At 73.8% G+C, this 12,775-nt stretch carries 13 protein-coding genes; 8 read left to right on the top strand and 5 right to left on the bottom strand.

Going from position 1 to position 12,775, the window contains the following annotated elements; all coding sequences use genetic code 11:
• Position 1 precedes the first annotated feature (1 nt).
• On the top strand, positions 2-763 hold the full coding sequence (locus AMY39116_RS0318600) for an NAD(P)-binding domain-containing protein (RefSeq protein WP_039791624.1): 762 nt from the start codon (positions 2-4) through the stop codon (positions 761-763).
• A 71-nt stretch (positions 764-834) separates the two neighbouring features.
• Positions 835-1,521: a haloacid dehalogenase type II gene (locus AMY39116_RS0318595; RefSeq protein ID WP_020419143.1), complete on the top strand. Its 687-nt coding sequence runs from the start codon at positions 835-837 to the stop codon at positions 1,519-1,521.
• On the opposite strand, the gene AMY39116_RS0318590 is transcribed toward AMY39116_RS0318595, so the two are convergent.
• Genes AMY39116_RS0318590 through AMY39116_RS47980 form a run of 3 tightly spaced genes read right to left on the bottom strand, consistent with a single transcriptional unit; the run spans position 1,502 to position 5,403 of the window.
• Positions 1,502-1,990, bottom strand: coding sequence for an iron chaperone (locus AMY39116_RS0318590; protein ID WP_051123556.1), 489 nt, complete (start codon positions 1,988-1,990; stop codon positions 1,502-1,504). The two genes, AMY39116_RS0318595 and AMY39116_RS0318590, sit on opposite strands and share 20 nt — an antisense overlap.
• Positions 1,990-2,616, bottom strand: a complete 627-nt coding sequence (locus AMY39116_RS0318585; RefSeq protein WP_020419141.1) for a glyoxalase — start codon at positions 2,614-2,616, stop codon at positions 1,990-1,992. The genes AMY39116_RS0318590 and AMY39116_RS0318585 overlap by 1 nt, the downstream gene beginning before the upstream one ends.
• Before the next feature lie 54 nt (positions 2,617-2,670).
• Positions 2,671-5,403 (bottom strand): LuxR family transcriptional regulator, encoded by a 2,733-nt coding sequence (locus AMY39116_RS47980; RefSeq protein ID WP_020419140.1) that lies wholly within the window; start codon positions 5,401-5,403, stop codon positions 2,671-2,673.
• Positions 5,404-5,540: 137 nt separating this feature from the next.
• Between AMY39116_RS47980 and AMY39116_RS0318575 the strand changes: the two genes are divergently transcribed.
• The 3 genes from AMY39116_RS0318575 to AMY39116_RS45535 all read left to right on the top strand — a co-directional run bounded on the left by AMY39116_RS0318575 (position 5,541) and on the right by AMY39116_RS45535 (position 8,452).
• On the top strand, positions 5,541-6,521 hold the full coding sequence (locus tag AMY39116_RS0318575; RefSeq protein WP_020419139.1) for an alpha/beta hydrolase: 981 nt from the start codon (positions 5,541-5,543) through the stop codon (positions 6,519-6,521).
• A gap of 228 nt (positions 6,522-6,749) precedes the next feature.
• On the top strand, positions 6,750-7,718 hold the full coding sequence (locus tag AMY39116_RS0318570) for an alpha/beta hydrolase (protein WP_020419138.1): 969 nt from the start codon (positions 6,750-6,752) through the stop codon (positions 7,716-7,718).
• Between the two features lie 23 nt (positions 7,719-7,741).
• The gene (locus tag AMY39116_RS45535; protein WP_084506115.1) at positions 7,742-8,452 is read left to right on the top strand and encodes an alpha/beta fold hydrolase; all 711 of its coding nucleotides are present in this window, start codon (positions 7,742-7,744) and stop codon (positions 8,450-8,452) included.
• Here AMY39116_RS45535 and lnt read toward each other — a convergent pair.
• A complete protein-coding gene (lnt, locus tag AMY39116_RS0318560; protein WP_020419136.1) occupies positions 8,341-9,909 on the bottom strand; it encodes an apolipoprotein N-acyltransferase in 1,569 nt (522 codons plus the stop codon). The two genes, AMY39116_RS45535 and lnt, sit on opposite strands and share 112 nt — an antisense overlap.
• Before the next feature lie 172 nt (positions 9,910-10,081).
• Positions 10,082-10,810 carry a hypothetical protein gene (locus AMY39116_RS0318555; RefSeq protein ID WP_235716168.1) on the bottom strand — a complete coding sequence of 243 codons (729 nt, stop codon included), beginning with the start codon at positions 10,808-10,810 and terminating at the stop codon, positions 10,082-10,084.
• 92 nt (positions 10,811-10,902) lie between these two features.
• Here AMY39116_RS0318555 and AMY39116_RS0318550 point away from each other — a divergent pair, with 92 nt between their 5' ends.
• Genes AMY39116_RS0318550 through AMY39116_RS0318540 form a run of 3 tightly spaced genes read left to right on the top strand, consistent with a single transcriptional unit; the run spans position 10,903 to position 12,739 of the window.
• Complete coding sequence (locus AMY39116_RS0318550) at positions 10,903-11,190, top strand: hypothetical protein (RefSeq protein WP_020419134.1); 288 nt, start codon at positions 10,903-10,905, stop codon at positions 11,188-11,190.
• Between the two features lie 26 nt (positions 11,191-11,216).
• The gene (locus tag AMY39116_RS0318545) at positions 11,217-11,612 is read left to right on the top strand and encodes an MmcQ/YjbR family DNA-binding protein (protein ID WP_020419133.1); all 396 of its coding nucleotides are present in this window, start codon (positions 11,217-11,219) and stop codon (positions 11,610-11,612) included.
• 41 nt (positions 11,613-11,653) lie between these two features.
• Positions 11,654-12,739, top strand: a complete 1,086-nt coding sequence (locus tag AMY39116_RS0318540; protein WP_027936040.1) for an IS630 family transposase — start codon at positions 11,654-11,656, stop codon at positions 12,737-12,739.
• The last annotated feature ends 36 nt before the right edge of the window (positions 12,740-12,775 follow it).

Here is a 12,775-nt window from a genome sequence, read left to right as displayed (position 1 = left end):
GATGCGATACGGGTTCGTGGGCGCGGGCGAGATCACCGCCGCGATCGTGGAGGGCCTGAGCACGGGCGACGATCCGCCGGAGGTGTTCCTGTCACCGCGCGGGCGCGCCGTGTCGGCCGCGCTCGCTGAGCGGTTCCCGAACGTGCGGGTGTGCGCGAGCAACCAGGAGGTGCTGGACCACGCGCCGGTGGTGGTGCTCGGGGTGCCCGCCCCGGTCGCCCGGGAAGTGCTGGTGGAGCTGGCGTTCCGGCCGGAGCACGTGCTGGTCAGCGCGACGTCCGGGGTGCCGGTGGAGCGGCTGCGCGCGTGGTCGGCGCCGGCCGGCGAGGTGGTCCGGTCCATTCCGCTCCCCCAGGCCACGCGGCGCCGCAGCCTGACCGTGGTGTACCCGGAGAACGCGGCGGCGCGCGAGCTGTTCACGCGCGTGGGCAGTGTGCTGGTGCCCGGCGACGAGGCGGCGCTGGAGACGTTCCTCGGCGCGACCGCGACGTTCGCCGCGCACCTGGACTACCTGGCGACCGTCGTGGACTGGATGGCGGAGCAGGGCGTCGACCACGACGCGGCGAACGCCTTCGTGACGCACGTCTTCGGCGAGCTGGGCCGTTCGCTGCTGGAACGGCCGGACTCCCTGACCGTGATGGCCGGCAGGCACACCACGCCGGGCGGCCTGAACGAGCAGTTCCGCGACGACCTGCGCGGCGACGGCCTGCCGGACGCGGTGCGGCGCGCGCTCGACCGGATCCTCGCCCGCGTGCGGAAGTGACCGCCGGTTTTGACCGGTGCGCCCGGCGCGGGCAAGATCGTCACCAGGCCGAGTGGTGACGAGGGGGAAGCGTGTCCGGCATCCACGACATCGAGGTGGTCGTCTTCGACGTGCTCGGCACGCTGGTCGACGAACCGTCCGGCCTCCGCGCGGCGATCCGCGAGGCGGTACCGGCGGCCGGGGACGAACTCCTCGCCGTGTGGCAGGAGCACATCGAGACCGAGCAGGCACGCATCGGGCGGGGTGAACGCGCCTACGCCGGCTCCGAGGTCCTCGACGCCGAGGCCGCACAGCTGGTGGCCGGCCGCGCGGGGATCACCGATCCGGCGGTGATCGCCCGGCTGGCCACTGCCGGACAGCGGCACCCCGCGTGGCCCGACTCCGTCGCCGGTCTCGACCAGCTGTCCCGGCGCTTCCCCGTGCTCGCCCTGTCCAACGCCGGCCACGCCGCGCTGCTGCGGCTCGACGCGCACGCCGGGTTGCGCTGGCACCAGGCCCTGTCCAGTGCCGACGTGCGGGTGCACAAGCCGGCGCCGGCGATCTACCGGCACGCCATCGACGTCGCCGGTTGCGCGCCGGACCGGGTCCTCATGGTCGCCGCCCACGCCTGGGACCTGCGCGGCGCCCAGGCGGTGGGCATGCGGACCGCCTACGTGCACCGCCCGGTCGGCGACCCGCCCGCGGAGTCCGACTCGTTCGACCTGCGGGTGGACGGGCTGGACGGCCTGGTGACCGCGCTCAGCAGGCCGCCTGCTTGACCAGCAGCGCGATCCGCTCCCCGACCTCGGGGGACGCCTCGGTCAGGGCGAAGTAGGTCGGCCACATCGCACCGTCGTCGAGAGCCGCTTCGTCGCTGAAGCCGAGCGTGGCGTAGCGGGACTTGAACTTGCTCGCGCTCTGGAAGAAGCACACGACCTTGCCGTCCCGGGCGTAGGCGGGCATGCCGTACCACAGCTTCGGCGCCAGGTGCGGGGCGCTGGCCGCCACGACCGAGTGCAGGAGTTCGGCCAGCACCCGGTCGGACTCGGGCATCCCGGCGATCTTCGCCAGCACGTCGCGCTCGGCCTCCGCCGCCTTGTCCGCGGCGGACTTGCGGCGAGCCTCCTTCTTCACCTCCTGGACGTGCTCCTTCATCGCGGCGCGCTCTTCGGCGGTGAAGCCCTGGTACGTGCTCAAGGTGGTCTCTCCTCTGGTTCGCAGGTGTGCGGGTGGTTCGTGCAGGCACATCAGGACAGCGCCGCGGACGTGGTGGCTTCCCAGGCGAACCCGTCCGGGTCGGTGAACGAGCCGCCGTCACCGCCGATCGCGATGCGGTGCGCGCCGCTGCCCTCCGGGGGCACCCCGGCGTCCTTGGCCAGCGCGCGGCGGCGGTACAGGCCCAGCTTGATCGGGCCCTCCCCGGCGGCGAACTCGACGTACATGCGGGCGAAGCTCTTGGCGACGGTGAAGCCGTGGCCGGTGTAGAACTTGCGGCTCGCGGCCACGTCGGACGCGCCCAGCAGCAGCACGATGTTCTGCACCTCGCGGGACGGCGGGCGGGTGTCCTTCTTCGCCGGGGTGGCGACCTTCCAGATCGTGCCGTCCGGTGCCTGGACGACGCCGCCGCAACCCCACATGTTCTTGGCGACCGGCTTGAGCACGGTGGCGCCGGCGTCCACTGCGGACTGGAACAGCAGCTCGACGTCGGCGGGCTGGGACACGATGAGCGAGAGGGTGAAGCCGCGGAAGCCGGTGGTCTGCTCCTGGGCCGCCCGCAGGCGGAGCCGGGAGCCGAGCCCGAAGGCGGCGGTGTAGAAGCGCTCGGCGGCCGCGATGTCGGCCACTTCCAGGGTGATGGTGTTGATCGAGGTCATGTCAGGAACGTTATTCGCGGCGCCCTGACCTGCGCTTCTTGATTCCTGACCGGTTCACGGCGGGTCGCCGACGACCTCCCGCAACTGGTGCCGCCCGCTCACGCCGAGCTTCGGGTAGGCGTTGTGCAGGTGCGAGCCCACGGTGCGCGGTGACAGGAACAGCTGCTCGGCGATCTCGCGGTTGCGCAGGCCACGCGCCGCCAGCAGCACCACCTCACGCTGCTGCGCCGTCAGCCCGGCCAGCGGGTCGGCGCCCGGAGCCGGGGCCGCGCCGCCGCCACTGGCGCGCAGTTCCAGGCGGGCGCGGTCGGCCAGGCCGGCGGCGCCCAGCTGGGCGAACGTGTCGTGCGCGGCGGACAGCAGGCCCCGCGCGTCGAGCGGGCGGCGCTGCCGGCGCAGCCACTGCGCGTAGTGCAGGCGCGCCCGGGCCCGCTCCAGCGGCCACTGCTCCCCCGCCGGGTCCACGATGGCCAGCCGGTAGGACCGTTCGATGCCGGCCTGCGCGGCGGTGTCGTCGAGTTCGGCGACGAGCGCGGCGGCGTGATGCAGCTGCAGCCGCATCCGCGTGGTGGGCTGTTCCGGTTGCGTGGCGCGGACGGCGTCCAGCACCGCGGCCGCCTCACCGAGGTCCGCACGGGCGGCTCGGGCGGCGGCGGCGAAGTCCACAACGGACCGTGGGGACAGGAAGTAGTGCAGGGGCGTGCCGTCCACCCCGTAGAGCGCGCGCAGGTGCCGGTAGGCGGTTTCGTGGTCGCCCGCCGCCGCGGCCGCCAGGCCCGCCGCCCGCAGCAAGCGGACGTGGGTGGCGCGGTTCTCGTCGAGGTCCACCGCGGACCACGCCTCCGGGCCGACGGCGGCCGTCTCGCCGCGTAGCGCCGCCAGCTCGCCCCGCAGCGCGGCGACGTCGGCGCCCAGGTAGCGGAAGCGGTGCACCACGGCGAGTTCGGCCGCCTCGTCGAGCAGCCGCGTGGCGTCGGCCCACCGGCCGGTGTCGATCATCGCCGAGGCCAGCGCCGGGATGCACATGACGACCATGCCGAGCGCGCCGTGGGCCCGGGCCCGCCGGAACGCCTCGATCGCCAGGTCCGGCTCGTCGGCGAACCACGCGGTGGAGCACAGGCACAGCAGGCGGGCCACGTCGGCGGGGCCGTCAACGCGCCGGTTCACCGCGGATCCGGTGTCCCGCACCAGCCGCACCGCGTGCGCGTCCGGATCCGCCTGGGCCAGCACGTTTTCCAGCATCGCGGGCCGCACCGGCGCCGGGACCAGGCCCGCGGGATCGCCGGGGTCGTCCTGGTCGAGCCGCGCGACCAGCGTCTCCAACGGCGCGCGGTGCCCGGGCAGGCCGGACTGGATGCGGACCGCGGCGAGCACGCCGGTCAGCGCGAGCGCGGTGCTGCCGTCACGGGGGCGGTGGTCCTCCAGCGACCGCCGCAGCAGCTCGAACGCCTCCCGCTGGTGCCCGGACAGCGACAGGCCGTGCCCCGCTCCGGCGGCGGCCACGCCCAGCACGTCGGGGTCGGTGGTGAGCCGGGTGACCTGCGCGTAGAGGTCCCGGATCCACGCCGGGTCGCCGAACTCGTCGGCGGCGGTGATGGCGCGGGCGTAGCGCCGCGCCCGCTTCCCCGGATCGGGAGTGCATTCGGCGGCGCGCTCCAGTGCGCGGGCCGTGGCGTAGAGGCCGCCGCGCAGCTGCGCCAGCGCCGCGGTTTCCTCCAAAGCGGCGGCGACGGACTCGTCCGGGGCGACCGCCGCCTCGGCGAGGTGCCAGGCCCGGCGGGCCGGGTCGGCCTCCAGCGCCGTGGCGAGGTCCCGGTGCGCCCGGGACCGCATCTCGGCGGACGCCCCGTCGTAGGCGGCGGCGCGCACCAGCGGATGCCGGAACACGACGCGGCCGCGGCCGACGGTGATCAGCCCGTCCCGTTCGGCGGGCGCCCAGCCGGAGAGGTCGTCGCCCGCGCCCGCGGCGGCCATCGTCGTGGCGAGGTCCTCGTGCTCGGCCGCGGCGGCGTAGACGAGCAGGCGGCGGGTCCCGGCGGGCAGGGCGCTCAGCCGGTCGGCGAACATCTCCTGCAGGCGCGTGCCCCGCGGCAGGTCCCGGCCGTCGGCGACCGCGCGGGCCAGCTCGACCAGCGCGAGCGGGTTGCCGGCCGCCCGCTGGAGCACGTCGATCCGGGCGCGGCCGGACGGGGCGCCCGGCAGGCTGTCCAGCAGGCGGGCCGCGGCGGACTCGGTCAGCGGGCCGAGCGTGAGCACGGGCACCTTCGCGTCGACGCGCGCGGGCGGCACGGCGGCGCGGGCGGCCAGCAGCACCGCCATCCGCTCGGTGGTCAGCCGCCGCAGCACGAAGGTCAGCACGTCGCAGCTGTCGCGGTCGGCCAGCTGCACGTCGTCCACGGTGACCAGCACCGGCCCGCGGCCGGCCACCTCCCCGAGGAGGGCGAGCACCCCCAGCCGCAGCGCGGTCGGGTCGGGTGCGGACTCGGCGATCCCGCACGCGGCGGCGACCGCCTCCGCGAGAAGTTGCGGGAGCGCGGCGAGTTCGGGCAGGAGGGGGCGAAGCAGTTGGTGCAGTACGGCGAAGGACAGCTCGGCTTCGGCCGGGCAGCCCTGCGCAGCGAGGACCGTGTAGCCGTCGACGGTGGCGCGCGCGGTCGCCAGTGTGAGCAGGCTCGTCTTGCCCGCGCCGGCGTCGCCGAGCAGCAGCAGGCTGCGTGGCCCGGTCCGGGCCGCGGCGACGGCGGCGGTGACCGCCTGGACTTCCTCGTCCCGCCCGATGAGGTCCATGGGTGTGCTCCCGGGTGGTCAGAGGCGATGGCCCGGTCAGTCTCGCCGATGGGATCGGGCGAAGGGAACCGAACGTGACGTTGTCGATGGCCGCCGCGGCGATCACGCTTGTAGGATCCCGGTCAGAGGTGAGGCCGATGGGATCGCAGCAGCCGGGCGCGGAGCCGCCCGAGCCCCCGCCGGTGCTCGATCCGGCGGTGGAACGCCTGGTCCGCGCCTCGGCGGGCCCGCCGCACCTCCAGGAGCTGGGCCCCGAGGACGGCCGGACCGCCCTGCTGGAATCCCAGGGCTACGCGATCGAGGACGAGCAGGTGCCCGCCCGGTTCGCGGTGGCGCCGGTCGGTCCGTCCGGTTTGGTCGGTTTCTACGACGTCCGCCCGGCCGGTCCCGCCACCGCGCGGCCCGCGGTGCTGTACGTCCACGGTGGACGGTTCATGGTGGGCGACGCCCGCACGCACTCCCGGCTGGTGCGCGATCTCGCCCTGGCCTCCGGTGCGGCGTTCCTGGTGCCGGAGTACACCCGCACCCCGGAGGCGCGGTACCCGGTCGCGGTCGAGGAGTGCTACGCGCTGCTCACCTGGGCCGTCGAGCACGCCGCCGACCTCGGCCTTGACCCGACGCGCATCGCCGTGGCCGGTGACTGCGCCGGCGCCACGATCGCGACCGCGCTGACGATGATGGCCAAGCGGCGTGGCGGTCCCCGGCTGCGCGCGCAGCTGCTCTACTACCCGCTCACCGACGCGCGGTGCGACACGCCGTCGCACCGCCGCTTCGCCGAGGGGTATCTGCTGACCAGCCGGCAGGCGCGGTGGTGCTGGGAGCAGTACGCCGAGCGGTCGGCCGACCTGGCCGAGCCAATGGCGGTCCCGATGCGCGCGTCGCTGGCGGACCTGGCCGGGCTGCCGCCCGCGCTGCTCGTCTCCGCGGAGGCGGACGTGGTGCGCGACGAGGGCGAACGCTACGCCGAGCGGCTGCGGGAAGCCGGAGTGCGCGTCACCGCGACGCGTTATCCGGGCACCACCCACGACTTCGCGTCGCTGCGCCCGCTGGAGTCGATCCCGGCCACCCGCGCCGCGGTGGCGCAAGGCGGGGAGTTCCTGCGCGGCGAGCTGGTTTAGCTGTTGTGGCTCGGATCCGCCCACGCCCAGCCCCGGACCTCCAACACCCACCGCCCGGCAGCCGTGCCCGCAAGGGGCCAGCACCACAACACTGAACGCGCACACTCCGCCCTCGCGGGCTACCCACCCATCACCCGCGTCAAGCGACGCGCTCCGGCCGACTGGTCTCGCGCACTTGCGTCGATCGACCGATGCGCGGCGGCGGGCGCGCGTGACACTGTCGGCCGCATGACGGAGAACCCGACCAGCAGACCGGTCCTCGAGCCCGCCGCGCAGGAGTTCGTCGAGGCCACCAGCAAGCCGCCGTTCCTCTACCAGCTCGGCCCGGCCGAGGGCCGCAAGACCGTGGACGCGGTGCAGGCCGGCGAGGGCGTGGCCCGCCCCGATGCCGACATCACCGACCTCACCGTGCCCGGCGGCCCGTCCGGCGAGGTGCAGGTGCGCATCGTCAAGCCCGCCGGGGCCACCGGGACCCTGCCGGTGATCCTCTACACGCACGGCGCCGGCTGGGTGTTCGGCAACGCCCACACCCACGACCGCCTGATCCGCGAGCTGGCCGTCCGCGCGAACGCCGCGGTGGTGTTCACCGAGTACAGCCGGTCCCCCGAGGCGCGCTACCCGATCGCGATCGAGGAGATCTACGCGGCGCTGCAGTGGGTCGCGGCCTCCGGCGCGGAGCAGGGCCTGGACCCCGCGCGCATCGCCGTCGCGGGCGACTCCGTGGGCGGCAACATGTCCGCGGCGATCACGCTGATGGCCAAGCAGCGGCGCGGTCCGGCGCTGGCCGCGCAGGTCCTGTTCTACCCGGTCACCGACGCCTCGTTCGACACGCCGTCCTACCACCGGTTCGCCGAGGGCTACTTCCTCGCGCGCGAGGGCATGTTCTGGTTCTGGGACCAGTACACCACCGACCCGGCGCAGCGCGCCGAGATCACCGCCTCGCCGCTGCGCGCGACCCTGGACGACCTGGCCGGGCTCCCGCCCGCGCTGGTGATCGTCGCCGAGGCCGACGTGCTCCGCGACGAAGGCGAGGCGTATGCGAACAAGCTGCGCGCCGCCGGGGTTCCGGTGACCGCCGTCCGGTACCAGGGCATCATCCACGACTTCGTCATGCTCGACGCCCTGCGCGACACCAACGCCGCCCGCGCCGCGACCCGGCAGGCCGGCGACTTCCTGCGCGACGCGCTGCACCCGTGACCGCGAGAACCCAAGGAGATCCCATGACCACGCCCACCGTCGTCCTCGTCCACGGCGCCTTCGCCGACGGCTCCAGCTTCGCCCGGGTCGTGCCCGAGCTGCTCGCCGCCGGCCTCGACGTGCGCGTCCCGGCCGTGCCGAACCGCAGCCTGTCCGGCGACGCCGCCTACATCGCCTCGGTGGTCCGGGCCATCGACGGGCCGGTCGTGCTCGTCGGCCACTCCTACGGCGGCGCGGTGATCACCGTAGCCGGGGTCGAGGAGAACGTCCGGGCGCTGGTGTACCTGGCCGGGTACGCGCTGGAGGAGGGCGAAAGCCTCGGCGAGCTGCAGGGCCGGTTCCCCGACTCGCCGCTGGCGTCCGCGCTGGTGCAGACCCCGTACCCGGTCGAGGGCTCGGACGAGCCGGGCATCGACGTGTCGGTGGACGTGGCGAAGTTCCCGTCGATCTTCGCCGCCGACGTCGACGAGGACCTCGCCCGCGTGCTGGCCGTGTCGCAGCGCCCGCTGGCCGCGGCCGCGTTCGGCGAACCCGCGTCCGCGGCGGCGTGGCGGACCAAGCCGTCCTGGGGTGTGGTGTCCACTTCGGACACGACGATCAACCCGGAGGTGGAGCGGTTCGGCTACCAGCGGGCCGGCATGACGACCGTCGAGATCGACTCCTCGCACCTGGTGATGCTGTCGCACCCGGCCGAGGTCGCCGACGTCATCCGCAAGGCGGCCGCCGCCGTGTAGTGAGCGCCGCCCGCGCGGATCAGCAGCGCGCGGGCGGCTGCCGCGGCGGTGATGCCGAACGCCGCGGCCGGAACCCAGTCGCCCCACCGGACGTACGGGGTGGCGCCTTGGTACAGCGGCACGTCCACGACGAAGACGCCGCGCTCGTCCGGCGGCATCCAGGCCAGCCGCCTGCCCTCGGCGTCGAACGCGGCTGACGTGCCGTTCAGTTCGACCAGGACCGCGGACCGTCCGGACTCGACGGCGCGGACCGCTTCGGCGCTCGCCTGCTGCGGCTGCGCCCAGGTGCCGTGGAACGACGTGAGCGAGCCCTGCACGATCGTCACGTCGGCGCCCAGGCGGACGAGCTCGCGGCGCAGGTCGGGGAACATCGACTCGTAGGAGATCAGCGGGCCCGCCCCGGCCTCGCCGATGCGCAGGATCGCCGGCGCGCCGCCCGGGGCGCGGTCCTCCTCGGCGATGCCGGTGCCGCGCAGCACGCCGCCGAGCAGGGGGCGCAGCGGCACGTACTCGCCGAAGGGGACCAGGCGGCGTTTCTCGTACGTGCCGGCCAGGCCGTCCGGACCGTACTGCTGGGTGGTCTTGCGGATGCGCCCGTCGGCGGCGCGGGCGTCGACGTTGACCAGCACGTCACTGCCGGCCGCGGCGGCCGCCGCGCGCAGCCGGGCGACCGCGCCGGGGCGCGTGGCCGGGTCGAAGGGGGTGCTGCTCTGGCCCCAGACGACGACGTCCTGCCCCGTGGCGCGGCGGGTCAGCTCCAGGTGCGCGGTGAACCGTTCCTCCGCGCCGTCCACCGGACCGGGCTGCACACCCGCGACGCGGAGGCTGCCGGTGGGCACGGGATCGGGCCGCAGCAGCCCGTAGCCGAGGACCAGCGCGAAAATGCCGAGGGCCAGGCCTGCCCCGAACGTCCGCGCGGGACCCGGGAGCACCGCGACGGCGAGCCCGACGTTGACGGCGACGATGACGAAGCCGAGCAACCAGACGCCGCCGAGCGAGGCGAGCGCGAGGAGCGGCCGCGCCGGCCACTGGGTGAGCCCGAGCAGTCCCCACGCGCCGCCCAGGTGTTCCCAGGAGCGAACCGCCTCGACCGCGACCCACACCGACGGCAGGACGACGGCGGCGAGCGCGGCGCGGCCCGCGGTCGGTTCGCGCAGCAGCCGGTGCGCCACGACGCCGAACGGAACCCACAGCAGGCCGCCGACGAGCCCGAGCACCGGGGCGAGCAGCCCCACGTGCGGTAGCACCCAGTGGAAGAAGGCGAGGAAGAACCCGGCCCCGGCGAGGAAGCCGCGCCAGACCGCCTCGCGGACCGACCCCGCCCTGGCGAGCAGCACGAGCAGCGGAACGAGCCCGGCCCACGCGAGCCACCACAGGGCCGGCGCGGGAAAAGCGAGTACCAGCAGGCAGCCGCTCGCCACCGCGAGCCCGCGCACGAGCCAGCGGCGCACCCACATGGGAGCACGCTAGCTCGCGCCGGCCGGTGGAGCTGGAAGAATTCCGAAGGGGTTCCGGCACTGGCGCGCCGCCGCGCGACAGGGGTTTGACAGCGCGACGCCCGGTGCTGGTTCACGGGACCGCCGTCCCCGCCTGCGGTAGCAGGACGCGGTCAGGCAGCGGCCACCGCACTCAGCCCAGTACCCGCTCGGCCAGGCCCCGCACCACGACGCGCATCGGGTCGGTGAGCCTGCGGAACAACCGCGAAACCAGGTCAGTGTGCTCGTCGTCGAGGGCGATGTACTGGGTCTCCGCCCGCACGCCGAACGCCAGCACCGCCGCGGGCTCGGCCATGGCGCGCGCGGCCACGATCAGGAAGTCGTAGGCGGTCGCGTCGTCGGCCTCGCCGGCGGACTCGGCGTTCGTCACCGACTGCGCCCAGTAGTAGAGCGCGTCCGCGGCCCGGCCGCGCCGCAGCATCGCCGTCCCGGCGAGGTCCAGCACGCCGTACTTGCGGGGGCAGCTGCGCAGCCCCTCCTCGATCACCTCGAGTTCCCGGTCCGTGCCCAGGTAGGCCCGCACCAGCCAGCCGTACACGGTGTCCAGGCCGGCGTAACGCTCGTCGGCGGACAACTCGCCGGCCAGCCGGTCCATCTCCGCCGCCGAGCGCACCGCCACGATCCGGCGCAGCGTCGCGTCGTCGAGCATGCGGGGCTCGTCGTGTTCCGGGAACGCCGGGGTCAGGCAGACCGCGGCGTACTCCGGGCTGTCCGGGTCGAGGTCCTGGCGCCGCCACGCCTCCAACGGCCATCGTGGCACCCCGGCCGTCGAAACGGGCCGCGGCTGCGCGGCGCGGTTGCGCTTGAACCTGCCGAACACGCTGACCTCCCGGTGTGGAAATCCCGTCCCATCCTCGCGCATCGCGAAGCTCCGCGGCCAGGATTCCGGCGGATGGCGTGCTTCACCGGGCGCAGCGTGGGTACCCGGTTCCGTCAACCCGGAAGGAGGACCCGATGTCGACGAGCGAGACCGGGCAGGTCACGGGCACCCAGGACAAGGACTACAACATCATCTGGTTCGTCGAGGCCTGCCTCAGCAACGCGCTGCGCCTGGAGCAGTACATCGCCGACGCCGAGCGGGACGGCGACAGCGAACTGGCCGAGTTCTTCCGCCGCGCGCAGGGTGAGAGCCGCAAGGGGGCCGAGCAGGGGAAGGCCCTGCTGCGGCAGCGCCTCACCGACGGGGGCACGTCGTCGGTCGACGAGACCGGACTCGGGCCGACCGACGAGGCGGTCGGCTGACCGCCCGGCGCGCACGCGTCCAGGACGTGCACGACCTGGCCATGGCGATGCCGCACGTCCAGCGCGTCGAAGGCACCCGGGGCAGGCCCGTCTACCAGGTCGGCGGGCGGTCGTTCGTGTTCTTCCGCAACCCGCGCCCGGACGCGGCCGACCCGGTGACGGGCGAGCGCTACCCGGACGTGATCGTGTTCTGGGTCGGCTCCGAGGCCGACAAGGAAGCCCTCGTCGCCGACGAGCGCTCGCCGTTCTTCACGACGCCCCACTTCCGCGGGCACCCGTCGGTGCTGCTGCGGGAGGCGCATGTCGGCCGGCTGGACTACGACGAGCTGGCCGAGATCGTCCAGGACGCTTGGCTGGCCCGCGCGTCGCCGCGCCGGGCCAGAACCTGGCTCGCGGCGCACGGGCTGTCCACTTCGGACTAGTGTCCTGAGTCGTTAATTCGGTGCCAGGCTAGGTTGTGGTGATGCCGAGTCCGAAGCTGGTGCCACTGACTCTGTCCGACGACGAACGTCGAACGTTGGAGGGGTGGATCCGGCGCAGGACGACCGCGCAGGCGCTGGCGTTGCGGGCCCGGATCGTGCTGGCCTGCGCCGAGGGCGGATCGAACACCGAAGTGGCCAGGCGATTGAGCCTGGACCGTCACACGGTGACCAAATGGCGGGCGCGGTTTGTCGCCGACCGGCTGGACGGCCTGAGCGACGAACCGCGCCCGGGCCGACCACGCACGATCTCCGATGAGCAGGTCGAGCAGGTCGTCGTGACCACCCTGGAAACCAAGCCGGCGAACGCGACGCACTGGTCGACCCGGTCGCTGGCGGCGCAGACCGGGATGACACAGTCGGCGGTCTCACGGATCTGGCGGGCGTTCGGCCTCAAACCGCACCAGGTGGACACGTTCAAGATCAGCAAGGATCCGTTGTTCGTGGACAAGGTCCGCGACGTGGTCGGGCTGTATCTGGATCCGCCCGCGAAGGCGGTGGTGCTGTGCGTTGACGAGAAGTCCCAGATTCAGGCACTGGACCGCTCGGCCCCGGTGTTGCCGATGCTGCCCGGCGTGCCCGAACGGCAAAGTTTCGACTACGTCCGCCACGGAACCACCAGCCTCTTCGCCGCCCTCGAGGTGGCCACCGGGCAGGTCATCAGCGCGGTCAAACGCCGGCATCGACACCAGGAATTCCTCGGGTTCCTGCGCACCATCGACAAAAATGTGCCCGCCGAGCTGGACGTGCACGTCGTGCTGGACAACCTGGCCACCCACAAAACACCGGCGGTGAAAACCTGGCTGCTCAAGCACCCGCGGTTCCACCTGCACTTCACCCCGACCGGCTCTAGCTGGCTCAACCTCGTCGAACGATTCTTCGCCGAGATCACCGTCAAACTGCTCCGCCGCGGCGTCCACCGCTCAGTCACCGCCCTCGAACGCGACATCCGCGGCTGGATCCAGCAATGGAACACCAACCCCAGGCCCTACGTCTGGACCCGCACCGCCGACCAGATCCTCGACTCCCTCGCCGCCTACTGCCGACGAATTAACGACTCAGGACACTAGCCCGCGAGCGTCACACATCGAAGCGGCGGTCTGCCC

The sequence above is a fragment of the Amycolatopsis sp. ATCC 39116 genome (genome assembly GCF_000231075.2).
GTDB lineage: Bacteria > Actinomycetota > Actinomycetes > Mycobacteriales > Pseudonocardiaceae > Amycolatopsis_E > Amycolatopsis_E tucumanensis.
This window is presented reverse-complemented; position numbering and strand designations above follow the sequence as displayed.

Coding starts and splice junctions, on each gene's coding strand:
- AMY39116_RS0318600 (WP_039791624.1), top strand. CDS start 2: ATGCGATACGGGTTCGTGGGCGCGGGCGAGATCACCGCCGCGATCGTG.
- AMY39116_RS0318590 (WP_051123556.1), bottom strand. CDS start 1,990: ATGTGCCTGCACGAACCACCCGCACACCTGCGAACCAGAGGAGAGACC.
- AMY39116_RS0318585 (WP_020419141.1), bottom strand. CDS start 2,616: ATGACCTCGATCAACACCATCACCCTGGAAGTGGCCGACATCGCGGCC.
- AMY39116_RS47980 (WP_020419140.1), bottom strand. CDS start 5,403: ATGGACCTCATCGGGCGGGACGAGGAAGTCCAGGCGGTCACCGCCGCC.
- AMY39116_RS0318575 (WP_020419139.1), top strand. CDS start 5,541: ATGGGATCGCAGCAGCCGGGCGCGGAGCCGCCCGAGCCCCCGCCGGTG.
- AMY39116_RS0318570 (WP_020419138.1), top strand. CDS start 6,750: ATGACGGAGAACCCGACCAGCAGACCGGTCCTCGAGCCCGCCGCGCAG.
- AMY39116_RS45535 (WP_084506115.1), top strand. CDS start 7,742: ATGACCACGCCCACCGTCGTCCTCGTCCACGGCGCCTTCGCCGACGGC.
- lnt (WP_020419136.1), bottom strand. CDS start 9,909: ATGTGGGTGCGCCGCTGGCTCGTGCGCGGGCTCGCGGTGGCGAGCGGC.
- AMY39116_RS0318555 (WP_235716168.1), bottom strand. CDS start 10,810: ATGCGCGAGGATGGGACGGGATTTCCACACCGGGAGGTCAGCGTGTTC.
- AMY39116_RS0318550 (WP_020419134.1), top strand. CDS start 10,903: ATGTCGACGAGCGAGACCGGGCAGGTCACGGGCACCCAGGACAAGGAC.
- AMY39116_RS0318540 (WP_027936040.1), top strand. CDS start 11,654: ATGCCGAGTCCGAAGCTGGTGCCACTGACTCTGTCCGACGACGAACGT.